The sequence below is a fragment of the Lacticaseibacillus sp. 30 genome, from assembly GCF_053819265.1.
This window is the reverse complement of record NZ_JBSOQX010000001.1, coordinates 312,861-331,525: the sequence shown is the minus strand read 5'-3', so window position 1 is coordinate 331,525 and position 18,665 is coordinate 312,861. Positions and strand designations below refer to the sequence as shown.

General features: G+C 45.0%; 16 protein-coding genes and 1 tRNA gene. 15 read left to right on the top strand and 2 right to left on the bottom strand.

Annotated elements, in window-relative coordinates:
- The 7 genes from ACWPAB_RS01490 to ACWPAB_RS01460 form a co-directional block, all read left to right on the top strand.
- On the top strand, positions 1–825 hold an 825-nt coding region (locus ACWPAB_RS01490), incomplete at its 5' end, for an LPXTG cell wall anchor domain-containing protein (protein ID WP_455692698.1).
- 267 nt (positions 826–1,092) lie between these two features.
- Positions 1,093–3,804 (top strand): bacterial Ig-like domain-containing protein, encoded by a 2,712-nt coding sequence (locus ACWPAB_RS01485; RefSeq protein WP_076665417.1) that lies wholly within the window; start codon positions 1,093–1,095, stop codon positions 3,802–3,804.
- 6 nt (positions 3,805–3,810) lie between these two features.
- Positions 3,811–4,050, top strand: a complete 240-nt coding sequence (locus ACWPAB_RS01480; protein WP_003579319.1) for a bacterial Ig-like domain-containing protein — start codon at positions 3,811–3,813, stop codon at positions 4,048–4,050.
- Positions 4,051–4,185: 135 nt separating this feature from the next.
- Positions 4,186–5,919 (top strand): bacterial Ig-like domain-containing protein, encoded by a 1,734-nt coding sequence (locus ACWPAB_RS01475; protein ID WP_003579316.1) that lies wholly within the window; start codon positions 4,186–4,188, stop codon positions 5,917–5,919.
- Positions 5,920–6,096: 177 nt separating this feature from the next.
- Entirely contained in the window at positions 6,097–7,446 is a 1,350-nt protein-coding gene (locus tag ACWPAB_RS01470) for a hypothetical protein (protein WP_003584526.1), read from the top strand.
- A gap of 47 nt (positions 7,447–7,493) precedes the next feature.
- Entirely contained in the window at positions 7,494–9,029 is a 1,536-nt protein-coding gene (locus ACWPAB_RS01465; RefSeq protein ID WP_016382062.1) for a glycosyltransferase, read from the top strand.
- A 12-nt stretch (positions 9,030–9,041) separates the two neighbouring features.
- On the top strand, positions 9,042–10,658 hold the full coding sequence (locus ACWPAB_RS01460; protein WP_003582088.1) for a glycosyltransferase: 1,617 nt from the start codon (positions 9,042–9,044) through the stop codon (positions 10,656–10,658).
- A gap of 150 nt (positions 10,659–10,808) precedes the next feature.
- On the opposite strand, the gene ACWPAB_RS01455 is transcribed toward ACWPAB_RS01460, so the two are convergent.
- Positions 10,809–11,807 carry a Gfo/Idh/MocA family protein gene (locus ACWPAB_RS01455; RefSeq protein ID WP_016382061.1) on the bottom strand — a complete coding sequence of 333 codons (999 nt, stop codon included), beginning with the start codon at positions 11,805–11,807 and terminating at the stop codon, positions 10,809–10,811.
- A 609-nt stretch (positions 11,808–12,416) separates the two neighbouring features.
- On the opposite strand from ACWPAB_RS01455, the gene ACWPAB_RS01450 reads away from it, so the two are divergent.
- The 5 genes from ACWPAB_RS01450 to ACWPAB_RS01430 all read left to right on the top strand — a co-directional run bounded on the left by ACWPAB_RS01450 (position 12,417) and on the right by ACWPAB_RS01430 (position 16,020).
- Positions 12,417–13,895, top strand: a complete 1,479-nt coding sequence (locus ACWPAB_RS01450; RefSeq protein ID WP_003588003.1) for a glycosyltransferase — start codon at positions 12,417–12,419, stop codon at positions 13,893–13,895.
- Between the two features lie 191 nt (positions 13,896–14,086).
- Positions 14,087–14,174 (top strand) — tRNA-Ser (locus ACWPAB_RS01445).
- A gap of 429 nt (positions 14,175–14,603) precedes the next feature.
- A complete protein-coding gene (locus ACWPAB_RS01440; protein WP_003565719.1) occupies positions 14,604–14,990 on the top strand; it encodes a hypothetical protein in 387 nt (128 codons plus the stop codon).
- Complete coding sequence (locus tag ACWPAB_RS01435) at positions 14,990–15,172, top strand: hypothetical protein (RefSeq protein ID WP_003579297.1); 183 nt, start codon at positions 14,990–14,992, stop codon at positions 15,170–15,172. Before ACWPAB_RS01440 ends, ACWPAB_RS01435 begins: the two co-directional genes overlap by 1 nt.
- A 461-nt stretch (positions 15,173–15,633) precedes the next feature.
- A complete protein-coding gene (locus ACWPAB_RS01430) occupies positions 15,634–16,020 on the top strand; it encodes a DUF1093 domain-containing protein (protein ID WP_003565715.1) in 387 nt (128 codons plus the stop codon).
- A gap of 69 nt (positions 16,021–16,089) precedes the next feature.
- Here ACWPAB_RS01430 and ACWPAB_RS01425 read toward each other — a convergent pair whose 3' ends face one another.
- Positions 16,090–16,338 carry a hypothetical protein gene (locus ACWPAB_RS01425; protein WP_003575242.1) on the bottom strand — a complete coding sequence of 83 codons (249 nt, stop codon included), beginning with the start codon at positions 16,336–16,338 and terminating at the stop codon, positions 16,090–16,092.
- A gap of 105 nt (positions 16,339–16,443) precedes the next feature.
- Here ACWPAB_RS01425 and ACWPAB_RS01420 point away from each other — a divergent pair, with 105 nt between their 5' ends.
- The 3 genes from ACWPAB_RS01420 (at position 16,444) to prmA (ending at position 18,604) form a co-directional block, all read left to right on the top strand.
- Positions 16,444–17,049, top strand: a complete 606-nt coding sequence (locus ACWPAB_RS01420; RefSeq protein WP_003587967.1) for a DNA-3-methyladenine glycosylase — start codon at positions 16,444–16,446, stop codon at positions 17,047–17,049.
- Positions 17,046–17,540: a DUF3013 family protein gene (locus tag ACWPAB_RS01415; RefSeq protein WP_003579276.1), complete on the top strand. Its 495-nt coding sequence runs from the start codon at positions 17,046–17,048 to the stop codon at positions 17,538–17,540. The genes ACWPAB_RS01420 and ACWPAB_RS01415 overlap by 4 nt, the downstream gene beginning before the upstream one ends.
- Positions 17,541–17,656: 116 nt before the next feature.
- Positions 17,657–18,604 carry a 50S ribosomal protein L11 methyltransferase gene (prmA, locus tag ACWPAB_RS01410; protein WP_003579274.1) on the top strand — a complete coding sequence of 316 codons (948 nt, stop codon included), beginning with the start codon at positions 17,657–17,659 and terminating at the stop codon, positions 18,602–18,604.
- Positions 18,605–18,665 lie beyond the last annotated feature (61 nt).

Genomic DNA, 18,665 nt, shown 5'->3' with positions numbered 1-18,665 from the left:
GCAAGCTCCGCTGCTGATACTGCTAAGAGTCTTGCATCCTCACACGCAGCTGGTTCCGAAACTGTTAACCATCCGGCTCAGAGTGATTATACAAGTGCAGCAAATAGTGCTGTTAACGCCGCCAATTTGGCTGCTTCCATCGCAGCCAAAGCTGCTAGCGAAACAGCTAACATTGCACAAGCAAATCCAAACAACACCTCACTTGCTTATCTGAAGTCAGATGCTGCCAGTGCAGCACTTGTTGCAGCTAATGCTGCTAAAGACGCTGCTTCATACGCGGCCTATGCAAAAGCCGCACAAGAATTGGCCCACGATTATGTGGATCCAAATAAGGCGGCACAAGCATTATCATTTGCTGCTCAGTATGCAGCCTCTGCAACAGCTGCAGCTGATACAGCAAAAAGCGCAGCAACCCGTGCACAAGCTGATCGTGATCTTGCCGCACAGATTACCAGTGGTAAGTCGAACCCAACGGGAGACCATGGAACGACTGATCATGGCAATCAAGGCACTGGTCAAGGTGGACAGCAGGGCACAGGCGGTAAAGGAACCACAGATAACAATGGTTCACAAACCGGTAACAACACGGGCAACAATAACCAGAATGGCGACAATGCAGGCACAGTTCACACCGTTGCAAATGAAACTGGTGCCGGTGCCAAGACAAATACAGCCGACATCACGGGTTCAGGCACAGCAAACGGCAACGATCACACGTTACCGCAAACTGGTGAAACCGATGCGGCTGGTGCTCTAGCACTAGCCGGTGTTGCATTGATGGGTGCTTTGGCACTAATGGGTGCAAAACGGCGCCATGAAAACTAAATTGTAACAATATTGAAAGTGAGGGTGATCCATATGGTAGGGAAACAAAACTTACCCCGTGCGGCACCTTAGGGTGTTGCCAGTCATTATTTCTTCGCCAATCACCGTTAATAAACCATGGAATTTCGAACCAAAAAGTAATTTTAAAAAGAACTCAGTAGAATGCCACAACACTCAAAAACAATGACTTGTTTAAAGCAAGCAATGTTTTTAACGGTGTTACAACGAATGATTAAGTTGTGATAAAGGAAAAAGGGGTGGATTAATTTGAAAAAAAGCCAAAACATCGCGTTTGCTGATACTGAAAAAATTAAGGTTAAGCGCGCTAACTTTCGATCCTGGAAAAAGGGGAAAAAATGGCTCTTTGCCTCATCACTGATTGTGACAGTGATTGGTGCGGGAGCGCTGGATTCTGGTAAAACAGTTAAAGCTGACGAGGTGACACCGGAAACTATTAAGATTGCTGCGTCCATTGATCAAGCGCCGACTAATAAGGAATCGGCCGAAGCACAACAGGCAAAGGATTCTCAGTCGAGCCAGTCGGCAGTCAATACTCAGCCTAGTACTCGACCAGCTTCTCAAGCTTTGATTGCACCACAAATCTCAGCAGTAGCTGCTCAACAATTTGTAGCACCCAATGCCATCGCTCAGTCAACGGCTGCGTTAACGCAGACAAATTCAGCTCAGTCATCCGAAGCTTCTTCAGTTGTAACAGCAAGTGTTGCCCCTGCAGCCAGTCTTGTAGCACCTTCTGTCAATGCAATCCAAGCGACTGTAACGAAGGACAAGCAAACTTTAGAGACGCGCGACGTGCAAGTCCAAACAAAAAGCAGTTTTGACCCAAGCATTGCTCTTATTGGTGGCACAGACAGTAAAGGTAATCCATTGAATCCTGAAGACATAAGTTTGACGGGAACTGTTACCACTGCTTACGCTGGCTCATACTTCCTTCGATACGAGTACATTGACCCTTATACGAAGGAAAAAATAGGAAAAACAGTTAGAGTTAATGTTAGCGATAGAGAAGTTCAACCCCCTGTGGTATCTTCTGCGGGACAAGCATCTACATCTAGTCTTGCTACTTTAAAGAACAACTCAAGTGCAACTGAAGTAGTAACAAAACCGGTTGCTTTAGATTCACTGAATTTGACAAGCGTTTCTGCTTCACTTGCCTCTTTTGCCAAAACAGATCAAGGTCGAATTACTTTGAGTGAAGCTGCAGATAAAATCAATTCTGGCGTTAACTTCTTTAGTGCTGCTGTTTCACTTAGCAACGATCCAAAGGTACTTGCCTTCCAGACACAACTATCTGCTGCAACTGCTGCTTCTGACGTGGCACTTCAAAAGTCGTTAGTGGCTTCATTCAATGCGACAGCGGAAGGCCAAGCAATGAACTCTTTAGCAGCAATTCAATCATCAACTGCCAATGATCCAGCCTTTCAATCAATGATTGGGTCGTTATCATCAAGTACAGCAGCTGCTTCTGTCGCTGATGCTAGTGCGACATCTTCGTTCATGGCTACAGCTGCTGGAAAAGCATTTATGACGCAAGCATCATTGGTAGCTGATAAAGGATCTCTGGCCAGTGCTGCAGCAGTTTCTGCATTTGCAAAAACTGCTGACGGTCAACAAATGATTGCTGCCATCTCGTCATATGCTGCTATTCCTGAATTTGCTGCCTACAACAAGGCAATGTCTTCGGCAGTCGCTTCCTCAAATGAAAGTCTAGCTCAGTCTTTGACAGCTTCATTCTTTGCTACTTCATTGGGCTCAGCGTTTATTCAAGACATGCAAAAGTATGAGTCTACCAATTCTTACAAGGCGATGCAGACCGCAATTACTGAAGCACAAGATAGTGTTGCTAAACAGTTGCAATCAACTATTAGCGTTACTGCACAATCGCTTGTTAAAGCCGATTCAGGATTTAGCATAACAGGGATTCTTAGCAGTATTACCAGTTTTGCGTGGAACGCAATTAGTTGGTTGGCTTCTAATATCAACCCGGTTAAGTTGGTACCGAATTTGACTGGACTTGGCCAGGTTGGGGAACTGATTGAATCTGTCATTGGTGGCACGCTTGGCAGTGCATTCTACGGCACAATTACAACCGCAATTGGCGGGTTCGCAACATGGATAGTTGCTGGTGTTCCAGCAACTGTCCTGAACTCGATTGTCGGTATCATTCCTATTGTCGGTTGGATTACCAATGGTGGTAACTTGGCTGAACTTGGTTGGACGGGCGGTATTGTTGGTTGGTTAAGCGGTCTTGTGGGTTCCTCAATTGGAGCATACTACGGCGCTACTATGGCGGCTGGCCTGTCCAAAGATGGTAAGGTTGATAATGTTGTCAGTGGTGTGGCATTAGGCGCAACAATTGGCGGTTTGGTTGGCCACACGATTGCTAACTGGGCGATTTCTTATACCTTAGGGATGATCGTTGAAGGGATTGCCGTTGTCATTGCTGTTGCGGCTGGTTTCATTGGTCTTGGTCCTATTGTTAACCCTCTGGAATTCTTCCTACTCGGCTGGTTCACACCTCTTACAGACACGATTGCTAGTTTAATTGGTTCGCCAATAGGGGCTGCGATCGGCGGTGTTATTGGTGGTGTCGCTGGCTGGTTGTTACAACTGGTTGGTATTCAAGTCAACTTACCTGATGCTGGCGGCGTTCTGAAGGGAATCTCTCAATTGCCGGGTATTTCAGATTTGATTGGCACAATTTCACAGATTTCTTCAAAAGCAGGTAAGCTAGTTACGAAAAACGTTGTCATCCAAGCAAAATCCCATTTTGATCCAGCCGACGCCTTTGTTAGCGCAACTGATGGTGATGGAAATGCAGTAGCCCTTGATCAAATGTCAGTTGATGGCGCTGTTACAGTTTCTATTCCGGGCACCTACATTCTGAGGTATTACTTCACCAATGCAGCTAATAAAAACGAGATTGTTACGAATGACGTTTATGTTACCGTTACGAGGTAGACAACCATGAAGGCAAAAATTGAATTAAGGCCATTAGTGTTGAAAAATAAAGAAAGTTTTCAACCTGAAAAGTTGCTTGTTAATGCAAACGATTCTTTGGGCAATCCAGTGCCATTAGAGCTTTTTGGATTGTCTGGTGAAGTTAATCTCACGCGCCCGGGTGTTTATCAGATCACAATTGATTTTACTGATCCTGTTTCTAATCAACATATTGAAGAAAAAACATCTGTCACGGTTCTTTCGTAATTGTTGGTTTTTCAGGAATTAAAGAAGTCAATTCATCAATTGAATTGACTTCTTTTCTACATAACGGAGTCAAATTAGTTGTTGATTCGTTATGGTAACTATTTTAAGGGCTCTTGACTGGATGGAGGGATGTAAATGGGGAAAAGGCAGCGTCAAAATAAAACAAAGTTGAAGGGAAATCTTCCAATTGTTGAATTAACTAAAGTTCAAAGAAGGTGTTTAGATACATCGGGACTTATCTTAGTGTTCGCTAGCTTGATAGCCCTCAATATTGGACATTCTGTAAATGCATCTTCAAATGGCGATGGGGTGATTGCCGGTGATGCAACCACTAATCAATCTTCAGCGAATCAGATGTATCCGAGTGGTCCCTCCTCCATCAACACAACGAACTCTACTGCATCGGCAATTAGCTCTGCCCCAGCTAGGCGTGTTTCCGAAGAAGGGAAAATAGCGCTAGAGAAGCAGCAATCATCAGAGGTCAGTCAGACAGATGTGACGGACAAAGCAAAAAAAGAATTGAACGACTCTGGAGAAAGCGACCAGAAAAAAGAGAATATTGTATCTGTTTCTGAAACGAATCAGGTACAGACACCTAAGATTCAGACAGCCGGGGTCACAATAAGCCGAAACTCGTCATGGTCCCCAGCAGAGAATCTAATAAGCGCCAGAAATACGCTGGGACAAGAGGTTGGTTTAGATGATATTCAAACTGTTGGCACTGTCAATTCGGCAGTAGTTGGAACATATTTTATTCAGTATGGGTTCAAAGATGTTTCAGGCGGAAAAGATGTTACCCAATTCTCCTCAATTACGGTCACAGACAATAATGATCCAGTTCATTATAAACAAGCCGGAGAAAATATTTTACCCAGTGTCCCAGTGGGTGCTTTAGCATCAATTAAGACAAAAGATACTTTTTTACTCACAAAGTCTTCTTGGATGCCAAATAATAACTTTATTAGTGCGACTAATAGCGATGGGGAATCAGTTAACCCTGATAAGATTTCAATAGACGGAACGGTCAATCCAACAGTTGTAGGTAATTATTTTATCCGTTTTAGTTTTACTGATACAAAGTTAAAAACACTCGTTGCGAATATGGCCAAAGTGACAGTTGTTAATACACTTCCACTGGAGAGTGGCGATCTAAGTCAAGGTGGATACAAAGAAAGTCATCTAGCTTCCTTTTTTCCCTCCACCACCAACTACCCCAGCACCAAAACGGTTTACTTGCCAGATGATCCGAATTTTAAACCTGATGAAAATGAAATTTCGAAATATTTTCTTCAATATGTCAATGAACTTCGGACGTTAAATGGCCAAACAACCTTGACGATTTCAGCCAGCGATACGGCGCGGGCACAGCAGCGGGCGCGGGCGATTGTTGATAGTTTCAATCATGAGACTGTCAGCAGTGCCACCGAGAATATCGGAACTAATGCCGGTATCACCGACCAAATGCACTCTAACCAAGAAATTGCTTATTACATGGTGATGGCTTGGTACGATGAGACTGACAATCCGGAACCATTAGGAGATGGCCATTATGGGCATCGCGCCAATTTGCTTTATGGCGGGCCAACAATGGGATTGAGTTTCTATCGATCGTCAGCTGGGACGGCTGAGTTTACAGATTATTATGCCTTTGAAGCACCGATTTATACGGACTTCTTGCTTTATTTGAAAGCGAAGTCGATGGCTAATGCGATGACGAATCCGGTGAGCGTGCCGCTTCCGAATATCACGTTTGTATACGTTAATGCGGCAACACTTGCAACCTTGCGATCGTATTTAAATTGGTCACAGGTGGGACATGCGGATCCAAAAGTAGAAAATAACGCAAAACCCAGCTTATCATTAGCGTAATCACCCCACATTCATGTAAGATTATGTTATGGCATAATCAAGCTTTTTATGGGGGATTATACAATAATATCAATAAATTGTATTTTTATGTCGATAAATTGCACAGAGCTTTATTAATCGCCTGGTGGCCGTTAAAAAACGTCCATGTCGATTGATGAACTTACCAAGGAGGCAAGCATGGGATTTTTTAGTAAGAAGTCACGTTCGGAGACGGCTAATCTGCTCGATTCGCTAGCCAAGCAGTCTAGTTCAAGTGAGCAGCGGCAAAAATTGGGTGGTGGCAAGCAAGCTTTTAGCCCGGCAGATGGTGTTGATCAGTTGGCAAAGGCACTTGCACCTGGTAGTGCCGCGTCAACGCAACAACTTGATCAGTTGAGTAGTGTTGCCTCGCTTGCTAATGAAATTTTAAAACCAACTGAAAGTAAAAGTGATACTTGGTCAATGAATATTACGGGAGGCACAGAGTTAAGCTTCGCAGATGATCAATTGACGGTTTATGTGCAAAATGAATCAGAAGCAGCGGCGCCGAACGATCAGGCAGTTCCTTCAAAAGCGACTGTCAGTCAACCGCAAGATGCTGCTGCCCCCATCCAACCTGATCAGGCTGAACACCATGCAGATGACGCGGGAAAACAAGTGCCTGATCCGATTGTAAAGAGTGTGGATAATACGGATGCTGCTACCGCCAGTCAGGCAGAGGTCGTTACTCACCATCAAGTAAAGGCGGCTGGGGCCAGCGCCACGCAGCAACAATCTGAGGCCCCCGCGGTTGTTTTACAAGAAGCCGCACCGCAGTTGGATAACCAATCGACGATCAAATCAACTGGTGATCAATATCATGAAGCGTTGAAACAAAATAGCATTCTCATTACGCAAATTGCAGTTTTACAGAAGATAAACGAACAGCTGACCACGCAAATAGAGCAGTGGCACACTTATCGTTCGAAGACGACCGTTTACATCAAAGATTTGATGGCTAAGCATCAAGCAACACTTGCTGACTTTGAAAGCAATCGGCAAGCCGCTGAAGAGGCCAAAACGCTTCGTTCACAAAATGAGGCTTTGCTGGAAAAGGAGCAGACACTGCAGGATCAAGTTGCCAATTTGACACAACAACTAACAACTACAAAAGCTGATCTGACAAAGCAATTGGAAGCGGCCAAGACTGATTTAGCAAACCAGTTAGAAACAGCCCAGTCTGATCGAGACAAGGCGCTTAATGCCAAGTCTGATCTCCAAAACGAGTTGAGTAAGCAAATTGTGGCAGAACAGATTGCCGAAACCGATCTTAAGCACGCCCAGGAAGATTTGGCGGCAGCGAAGCAGGCGCAGCAGCAGTTAGAAGCTGAATTAACCAAGCTACGTGCTGAACGCGGCAATCAGGCGGCCACCTCGGTCAGTTCCCAACCAGCTGTAGCTGTCCCAACTGCCAAGGCGTTGGCAGACAGTGGCGTTGCCTTAAATAGGCTGGACGTGTTGCCATCGAGTGATGTGCCTGTTTTTGAAAGCGATTTTCCAGAAGCATAAACAATTGACGGTTTGAGGTAAACGCAATGAGAAATGGGGGATTTTAATTGAACTATTTTGTAAATGAAAACATTTTTTCAATGAACTCAGGAACTGAGTTTTCTGCTGCTAAGCGATTGACGTTGTTCAAGCGTAACGGTGTGCCGGCAAAAGTTTTGACTCGGAATTATAATCCATTATTGATTGACGACTTGAAACGGGTTGGCTTGGAACAGGCTGATGTCTTGAATATGTACAATTATTTTCAAGAGGCTGTGGCGGTGGTGCCGCAAGACATCGATATTCGCTATACGGAAGTCATTGATAAATTCGATTACCATATTGTGGGTATTGACGCGAATGAATCGCAAATTCTTCATCATGGGAAGGTTGTTGGAAAAGCCTTAGTTGCACCAGCTACTGTCGGTTTGGTTGGCTCGCTGGAGTATTACAATGACATGAATGCTACGGTCGCTAAGGATGTCTGGGATCGGCGCGGTTTTAAGTCGTCAACGCAATATTTTCATCCTGATGGCCAGATCGGACCGCAAGTTTTTTATAACCCTGCAGGCGAACCGAAGCTCGAAATTGTCAGAATGAATGTCAATGGGACATTGATGAATACCATGTATCAACTGTTAAATTACAAAGGCCGTGCTTGGCGGTTTAACTCAGAAAGTGAATTGTTCATTTTCTTCATGAATGAAATCGCAGCAGCCGAACCAAGTGTCTTGATTAACGATCGGCCTTCGCTTATCAATGAAGTGGCCGCTGTCACTGAGGCAACCGCCAAATGGCAATATCTGCATAGTGTTCACACGCACAACCCAGAACGAGTTGGCGGGTCCAAGCATTATGTTGACTACCTGAAGCCGCTGTTTGCCACACACATCAATGACTTTGACGGCGTGATGGTAGCGACTGAAGAACAAAAGGCCGAAATAGACAAGTTCTTCCACTTTAAGGAAGTCGTCGTTGTACCTGACACTTTTGCCGATGCACACGATTTAGTGCCGATCAAAAAACGGGATCGCAACAAAATTGTTTATCTTGGTCGCATTTCACCAGAAAAAGAACCGCAAGAGGCTATCAAAATTTTTGCCAAAGCAAAGAAGCAGTTGCCAGATTTGCATCTTGATTTTTATGGGTATGTCTCAGATCAGGACGTCGAGAATGGCATGATTGCGTATAGCAAGGAACTGGGTGTTGATACAGCTATCCAGTATCACGGTTATCAGACGGACGAGGAATTGGCCAAAGAACTTGGCACGGCAGCGGCGTTACTCAGCGTTTCGTCTTCAGAAGCTTTTGGGATGAATATTTTGCAGGCCATGAGCTACGGCGTCCCAGTGATTGCCTACAATGTCAAATATGGCTTGAATCTGTTGGTTGAAAAGGATGTCAGTGGCTACTTGGCACCTTTGAGCGAAAGCAAAGCAGCCGCTGATCATCTTGTAAGGCTGCTGACAGATGCAACACCAAATGCAAAGTGGGCGGATATGGTTAACACAACTTATCAAAAGTCACAGACATTTGATGCTAAAGCAGCTTGGCAGCAGTGGCAAGATCAACTGGCAACCGTCCCGAATCTTTTTCTTAGATAGGAGTCCTGACCAATGATATTCTTTATTAATTCGAGTTTTAACCAAAGCAATTCAGGGATTGAACATGCCCAGTTAAAACGGGCTGGACTGTTCAGGGACCATGGCGAACCGTTCAAAATGATTTTCCGTGAATGGAATCCGCGCTTGCATGAATACCTGAATCATAATGACGTTGCCGACAGCGAAATTCTCGGTATGTTTGATTATTTCCAAGACGCAGAAGATGTGCCAACGAAAATCTTGCACGCTGAGGACATTGACTTCGGTTTAGATAATCTGAGCTACCAAAAAGAGCCGAATCAGTTCCGGTATTTGGTGCTTCGTGGGAACCAATTTGTCGCGCGGGTGAACTATTTTAGCGATGATCCAACTGAGCGTGTCAGCTCCATTGAACAGTTTGACGCGTTCGGAAATCTTTTCCGGGTTGATTTCTACGATTTTCGCGGTTTCATGTCTTTGTCCCAGTGGTATACGCCAGACAACAAAATTGGGACTGAAGTGTGGCATAAGGTGGATGGTCGGCCAGTCCTTGAAACCTTTAACAAATACGATGCTAATCACGTTTTCACAAAAACGGGCTGGCGGCTGACGGAAGATAATGGTGCTGTTTACGTCTTTTCTGATATTGACGAACTGACCTTGCATTTTTATAACCGGTTGAATGAACAATATTGGGATGACAAGCGGCCAAACATTTTCATCATCGATCGATCGCATCTCGGCGATTGGCAACTGGTTAACCTTGCGCGCCCAGCCTATACCGTTATGCATCTGCATAATTCTCATGCTGGGGATGCGCAAGACCCAATGCATTCGGTTATGAATAACTTCTATGAGTACAGTTTGATCCATGCAAATGATTATGATGCGGTGGTTTCAGCTACCGAAAAACAGACTCACGATGTCCGCGAACGCTTCCATCCAGAAAGTAAGTTATTCACGATCCCCGTTGGCGTTATTCCTGATGAACAATTTGCCCGACCGCGCGTTGCAATGGCAGATCGTCAGCCAGCCAAGGTGTTGGTCACAGCACGTGTTGCGCCGGAAAAACGAATTGATCATATCATTGAAGCGATTGGGATTGCTAAAAAAGATGTCCCTAACATTTCACTTGATGTCTATGGTTACGTTGACCATCGTGACAATGATGAAGCAATGACGAAAATCAATGCAGCGATCAAGAAGTATCATCTGGAAGACGACGTTAAGCTACACGATTATGTGAAAGATGTTGGTGCCGTTCAGCGTGAAGCACAAGTCTATGCGTTGGCATCGGTCATGGAAGGCTTTAATTTGTCATTGATGGAAGCGATCAGTAATGGCATGGTTGGCGTTACCTACGATGTTAATTATGGGCCAAATGAACTGATCGTTGACGGCGAAAATGGTTTCGTTGTGCCATTCGAAGGTATCAAAGCCATGGCAGCAAAATTCGTTGAGTTATTTACCCATCCCGATGAATTACAGCAAATGTCAACACGTTCGTATGAATTGTCAGATCGTTATTCAGAAGAAAATGTTTGGCAGGCATGGCAAGCACTTTTGGATGATGCGAAGAAGAAAAAGTTGCCCCACATTGATGAGATTACTGAGGGGATTGGCGATCAGCGGGTGAAAACGAAGGGGTAATTCGTTTTTTGCGCAAGTTGGTTTCAATCACCGTCAAATGAAGATGGTGGTGAGTTGTTTTTCGTCGCAAAAATGGCTTCTACAGGCAGTTTGCCTCTAGAAGCCATTTTTGATGATGATCGCGATCATGAGTGGGTAATCTTCGGCAGTTTAACGATCAGTTGGAAACTTAATCCCGACCATTGACCGTAAGTGGAACAGTGTCGTGTGCACGTCTCGCGCAAGTTGCAACCAACTGGCATATTGTTTTTGTTGTTCAGGATCGTTGAGATTTTCGAGGACATTACCGATTGCCAGTGCTTCCCCAGTTAGGCGATTGGCGTAAGTGATGGTATTGAGGAGATTATTTTGCTTGTCGACATCGTAATGATTGATGAGTTTTAATTCAGTGATGTTGTCGATCACGATTTTTTCATGAAGGCCGTAAATTTCTGACGGCATGAATGAATCGGTGGTGATGCCGATGTTGAGGGTAACATCAAACTTGGGATATTCCAGAAAAATGGCGCCTAAACCATCAACCCCAGTCTGAATGGCGGTGGCAAAATAACTCCCTTTCTTTGGTCGGCCAAATAGTCGCAAGGCGGCATATAACGGGTAAAGGCCAACAATTTGCAGCGCGCCCCCAGCTGATGCAAGCGTGAAGCCATCCGGTTGTTGACCGGCAAGGACTTGATCATAACCGGGAAGATCACGCATGGCAACGAAGGTAGCACCTTGAATGGCTGGCATGGTCGCCAGTGTGGCCGCAACATTTTCAAAATTCGGCATATGCAGCGGATAGACTGCTTCAAAGAACCGAACGTCAGGGTGATCGGCAAGTAGCTGTTCAATAGCCGCAAACTCAGTAGGATTCGTGACGGCAGGCGGCTGCACAATCACATGTTTATCTGCCTGAATGGCTCGCTTAATTTGCTCAAAATGCCTGATTGGCGACGAGGCGATGAAAACTGCCTCAAGACCGTCGCTTTGCAAAAAAGTATTCAGGTCAGAAAAAGCGGTGGAAGCGGACTGCTGGTCCGCAAATGCTTGTGCGTCCTTGGCATCGTCAGCATAAACCGCTGTGAGTTCCCACTTTCGGGAAATGGTGGCTGCTTCGATGAATTCGTTTGTGATTTTATTGGTTCCAATTGTCCCATATCGTATCACTTAAATTCCCTCCAAAGAATTAATATTTGTAGGCTAATTATAACGTGATGGTTGGCAATGAAAAAGAAATCAGTATCGAAACGACCTAGCTTTTTGGTAGGATTTCGTTGGCAAAAAGATTTAGCTGATACCGTTACAAGTAGCTTTATATGATCTGAAGACATTAGAAGTTTCCGACATCATCAATGATGATTAATGGCATGAAATTAAGAAGGACATACCGTTAAAACATTTTCACAGCGAAATTTAAATGAGTGTCATATTCTTTTGATTATTTTTATATAAAATGAGTTATTTAACGGCAAAATATATTGTCGAGCCAAGATACTCGCATCATGGCCGCCATTCTGTTATTTTTAAATTATTAATGAACATCATTTTCGATGACCGGTTTCAATCGATCATGAACTCGCTTAGCGTGCGATTAGTGCTGAAAGTAAAATGTTTGCCGGGCGAGAACGTGGCCTTTTAAAATATCCAAAATTGAATCTAAATAGGCGCCTTGTTGGTCAGAGTTTGCCATTAGGTGCTAATCATAACACTGGCGGGGATGGCGACCTTTTCAGCGGAATCATCATCTTGGCTTGTGCGATGAAGGAGGAATCTGCCTTGTTTTATTTTGTAACGAATCAATTTGACGTGAATGATCCTGTTGGGGTTGAACAATTAAAGCGCCTCACGCTGTTTAGCGATAATCAACAGGATGCAAAAATTTTGGTGTTAGACGATCAGCCTGACTTGTCTCAGCAAAAAGACTTGGCGCAAGTGGCTGCGAATCAGATTCAGTCCGTTTTCACAGCTATCGTGCCACATACCAATGCGACGGTTCGGGTGCCTTATACAACAGGTGATATTCAAACTTTTACGCAGTATCAGGCGCGACAAAATGGGGAAGAGACTGCTTTTTTTGACGGTGAGCAGTTGGTCATGAAAATTAGGTATTTCACGGCAACCACTGGTGGGCAGGCCGTGTTGCATCAAATTCGGACGATCTCATATTTCAGTGAGCACGGCGATCGGTTACGTACTGAGGAATACGACCTCACTGGCAACAAAATCAGTACACATTATTTTCGCGCTGATGGTAACTTACGGTTAACCGTCTATTTTCAAATTGATGGATCGTCTTTGTTGACGATTGATTATGACCAGCAAGGCACAATTCATAAGATTTCTTACTTAGATCGCGCTGGTCAGACCGCGGAATTCGCTAACTGGATGGCGTTTGCAACATTTGCGCTAGGCCGGACCGTGCAAAATACGCCAGGTGAGGTCATTGTCGATCATCCTGCAACGAGCCTCGATGAACTGGTGAAGCTTACTGCCATCACCCGTTTAACGCCTGTTGTGCGCAATGAGCATGATGCGCAGGCGGTTAAGCAGGTGCTTGAACAGCCCGATTTACGCTCAAAAATTGTCCAAATTGTGATTGATCCAAAAGCCGATTACGCGACACTCTTGGCTGATGTCGGCATTCAACTCTTGCCAATTGCAGCAGGGGATGATTCGGTCGATCAACCGGCAACCGCACCTGAATGGGATGACCGCCAAGCGGGGCAGTTGGCATTGATCATTGACGATCAACATGCTCCGAATTTTGAACAGCTTATTGGCGCGCTGTCTTTAGTCCGGGTCAAAGCCGAGCAAGTGAAACTCACTTTTTTCTTCCAGCGCCCAGATTCACCGCTTAAACAGCAGCTTCAGCAACAGGTGAATCAGTTAGGACTGAATCAGCTCATTCGCATTCAAGACGAAGTAATCCAAGAAACCTCGGCACTTGAGCAGTCAGCAGCCTTCATCGTGCCAGACATCGCCAATCTGAAGGATGATAACGTACTAACGGCCTTGGCACACGGCACACCGATTATCACCTTCACAGGCGATCCGCTTGGCGGTGCTGACAAAGGCGAACTGGGTATCTTAAAAGCCAATCAGGACACATTCGAACTCGCTGGCCTCATTCAACGTTTGATCACGGACAAAGATTGGTGGACGCAAATTAGTCAGAACGCACAAAAAACCGCCAAACCCCTGCGCCGTTTAACGGTTTGGGAGTTGTGGCGGATGAAATTGGTGACGGCGGGTTAGTGAAAAGAAGTGTGCTCGTTGAGATTTGTTGCTCAAAAGACATAGACATGAAGGAAGCCATAAGTTACATCTTTAAGATGCAATTTGTGGCTTCTTTAGATGGCAGCACGTTGACTGTGACGAAACATTCATATTTCAGACGGAGTGCTTCCCAAAGATGATCTATTTTGTTATACTAGTTCTTGTGTTTTGGAGAGTTGGCAGAGTGGTAATGCAACGGACTCGAAATCCGTCGAACCGGCTAATACCGGCGCGCAGGTTCAAATCCTGTACTCTCCTTCTTTAATTGCAATGAAGTGTCACATTTGGTTATAAACCTAATGTGGCATTTTTTTCTTGCTTTTGGCCTTCTATATAATAAGATGACGCCGATCGACGAGCATCTTTCTCACCCAGTGTCTTTTTTACTTAGACGATTTGTTACTGTGTTAATAAAGCATATGACGATTTTTTAAAGGAAGTCGATCGCGTTAATTGATCTCAGTCGGGTAGGGCTGTTCTTATATCTTCAACACGCTTTTCGCTGAGTGTGCGTCTGGACTCGAAACCACAGAACAAAGATTTTTCAAGCAAAACCAAAAGCAATATTTTTAATAGCCAACCGTTCGCGAAACACTATTATTTTAATTAAGTCGTTTTCATCTTCCGTGCATTGCCACGTTTAACCTTGTATAATACGATTATCGCTAAACAAGGGAAGGTCGACACTTGAAAATTTCCATTAAGAAAGTACCGGCACTGTATGACCTCTTATATGGTGCCTTTGCCTTGGTAATGCTAGTTGCTGCCATCATGGCGACATTGCCAAACGGCTTCTCATTGACGGGTGTTGGATCAACACTGATGCAGTGGGCCAATCATTTGTGGTGGCTGACGTTGCCTGGGATCGTCTTACATTTGCTGTCGTATTTTGCGAGTCAGAATCAACGGCTGCTTTTAATAGGCAATCTGATAGGCTTGTGTGCCTTTATTGCCTTCATTCTGATTCCGAACTACAGTGTCTTTGCAGTCATTGGTTTGGCTGTTGCCATGTTCTTAATTTTGTCAGGCGCCAAACGATCTCGTCGTGTCCATAATAATTCGGAGGTGTCGTGATGGCCTGGTTAAAGCATAAAAAAGAAGAACCGCCTGAGATTGGCATCGGCGATCATGATTTTAGTCAATTCGTGCAGGATGCTCGCCGTGATCCGCAACGGTTTAAGGCCGTACAGTCAGTTTTCAGCCGCCTGAAGCGCAAGCCGCGAAAAGATGATTCGCGGCAACCTAAGCGACATTAAATCTGGTTTGGGGTGGGAACACCTATTACAAAAGTGTTGGTTCAGCCTTGATTTGTTAAAGACTGCCAACACTTTTTTGGTCAATAAGCCGTCAAGGAATTCGATGAGATGATATAGAAATTGTATTTAAGCAACCATCACATTTTCGCAAGGTATCAATAAGAGAAGTGAACGATGTCCCTCGTGGATAAGTTGTCTTCTTACATACCAGTGACATACGCATTAAATAATATTAGTAATAAAATTAATTATTCAGTTAGTTCCATTTTGTTTTTAAAAATCTCATGATATGCAATGCTGATGGATAAAGCATTAGCATTACAGAATGGCTTTAACCCGCATCAAGCTTACATTTCTTACACTTTTGTCACGCGTTAAGAAAGCCGTAAAAGCCGTTGAAAGTGTTGAATCCAGGTCACGATTTTGGCATACTATTTTTATCGAGAAGGAGTGAAACAAATATGAAAAAAGCATTCGGCGTTGTGTTCTTATTGGTCGTCATTGTCTTGGGCTTTTTCGGCTATCAGTATTGGAACAGCACCTATAATGGCGTTGAATCCTATGCAAAGGTGACACAAGGAACCAAGCATGCGTCCAAAAATAATGATGGCTCCCCTTATAAAGTTAATGGTAAACAGTATTACTATTATGATTATGAGTTCACTTGGGTGACAAAGGATGGTCAAAAACGCGAAGTTGGATATGAGTCTGGCGAATCTGCAAATCCAACTGAACTACAGCCTGGCTCTTATGTGAAAGCAACTGTTTCCGAGAAACGGGTTATCAAAGGCCCAGAAGTTGTGAATAAAAATGCGATCCCTGCCTCAGTGCTTTCTAAGCTTGAGTAAACGGGAACTGGCAAAAAAGAACGAAGCAGGCTCATTATGAGCTGACTGCTTCGTTCTTTTTATTTTTTACTAAGCTTGCTCCTTGAGTTTGAGCGAACCATCCTCGACAAGCTTTGTCAGAATGCGATAGAGAAGTTCCTCAGAGAAATCGCGAGATTCCGACAGTAGGTAACTGTAGGTATCGGCTACACCAGGATCAGGTACTTTTGCTAACCACGTCTGCAGTCGTGCATTGACCTTGTCGTCGGTATAGAGTTCAGAGACGAGTGCATCTGTCTGTTGGCTGATTAATGCGCGCAATGCCAAGTTTTCTGCCATGTTCAGCTTCCTTTCTAACTTGATACCATTATACCCGGCAAAGATTTTTAGGCAAAGCTGTGCTGCCTCTTTGATTTCGCGCGCAGCTAGGCTAAGATGTTAAGCATGATGATACCATGGTTAGTAACCCAGCCAACAATTCAATCTGCGCAGCAATTGCTAGGGATGCAACTGAGTCTGGCTGGCTGCAGTGGTTTGATTGTTGAGACTGAGGCGTATTTAGGTGTAGAGGATAAAGCCGCGCATGCGTTTGGCGGTCGAAAAACACCGCGTAATCACAGTCTGTATTTACCGGCGGGCAACGTTTATGTTTATCAAATGCGCCAGTACTGCTTATTGAATATTGTGACGCGAACTGCGGAGGTGCCGGAGTGTATCTTGATTCGGGCGCTGGAGCCGCAAGCTGGTATGGCGAAAATGCAGCAACGTCGGCACCAAGAAGGCGTTGGGTTGACCAATGGCCCGGGCAAGCTTTGTCAGGCATTGGCAATTGACCGTGCGCTTGACGGCAGTCGATTAAACGCTGGCGGCTTGCAGCTGACGGCGACAACATTTCAGCCGCGTCACATCACAATAGGACCGCGCATTGGCATTCCAAACAAAGAACCTTGGACAAGCGCACCTTTGCGTTTTTCCGTGCAGGGGAATCCGTTTGTATCAGGCACAGCTCGGCGAGATCAGGATTTAAAAACGAGAGGATGGCAATCATGAGCCAAATCAATATGTTAGATGCAATTGGTGACAAAATGGATGCGCTGGATTTCGATGGTGATTTAAGTCTAAACTGGGATAAAGATGCCCATGTGATTGAACTTGAAATCACGATGACAGTACAAAGCGAGTCTGGTATCGAGGTTGAAGATCAATCTGGTGAGACCGTTGACAATGGGCCAGTTGAATATCAAGATGCCATTTTATTTTATGATGAAACCCGGCTGCACGGTGAAGACTATGCAGATGATTATTTAGCTGTTTTCGGGTTTAATGGAAAGAAGGGCATTGATAAAGCCACAGTGGATGCTTTGTTTATCTATCTGCAGGATTTCTTAGACGATAGCGAAAGTGACCTCATGGATTTTGTCGATGGCACGTCTGACGATGATACTTTCGTCTTGAATTTTGACGATGCGGCATTTGAACGGATTCTGGCGGAACAGCCGGAGGAGGATAACCGCGTCTTTTTACCCTATCCCAAGTACTAGTCAGCCTGCCAAAGAAGAAAGAATATTGGCTGCAAGGACCGGTCGGCTGACTTTTCAAGCCGGTATCTGGACAGTAGCAGTTTTTGCATCAAAGAACACGTTTAAAGGAGGCAACCATGAATGATTGGACAGCGTTAACGGTCACAACCACCACTGAAGCCATTGAGGCGGTCAGCAATATTTTAATGGAGGCAGGGGCGGTTGGGATTCAAATCAAAGACGCCGCTGATTTCAAAAAAGAAACCGTGGATGCTCACGGTACCTGGTTTGACCCGAAAACGGTGCCGCATTTGGCCTCCGGAGCACAAGTGATTGGGTATTTTGATCCAGCAACATCACTTGTTGAACAACGCGATCATATTGCAACGCGGGTCCGCGGGCTTGCTCAATTCGGCCTGGATCCCGGTGCTGCAACCGTCACCTTGGCAGATGTCAGGCAGGCGGATTGGGCAAATGTCTGGAAACAGTATTACCATCCCTTACGCGTTTCGCGATTTTTGACCATCGTACCCAAGTGGGAGCATTATACGCCGCAACAAGCAGGCGAATTGCAGTTGACACTTGATCCCGGTATGGCCTTTGGCACCGGCACACACCCGACGACCCAGCTGATGCTTTCGTTATTGGAGTCCGTGATCCGCGGTGGTGAAACCATGATTGATGTCGGCACTGGCTCAGGTATTTTAGCGATTGCGGCTGAACGGCTTGGTGTCGGTGACATTTTGGCGACCGATGTGGACGAAATTGCCGTTAGAAATGCTGAGGCTAATATCAAGCTAAATCCGGTTAGCCACATTACTGTCACCGCGAATGACTTGTTGAAGGGCATTACCTTGTCAGCCGATTTGATTGTTGCCAACATTTTAGCCGAAGTGCTGGTGCCGCTGATTCCGCAAGTGCGACCACGATTAAAAGCTCATGGGCACTTCTTGCTTGCTGGCATTATTGCCGACAAGGCGACGTTAATTATTCGGACTTTAGAAGATAATGGCTTTTCAATTGCTCAGCGGCGCGAAGCCGGTGGTTGGGTCGCATTAGACGCAGTGATTAAAGAAACAGCGTGAGGTGGCACGGTTAGCAATCAAAGCAATGAGCGTTCTTGGCCGGAATGGCCGTGCTTTGACG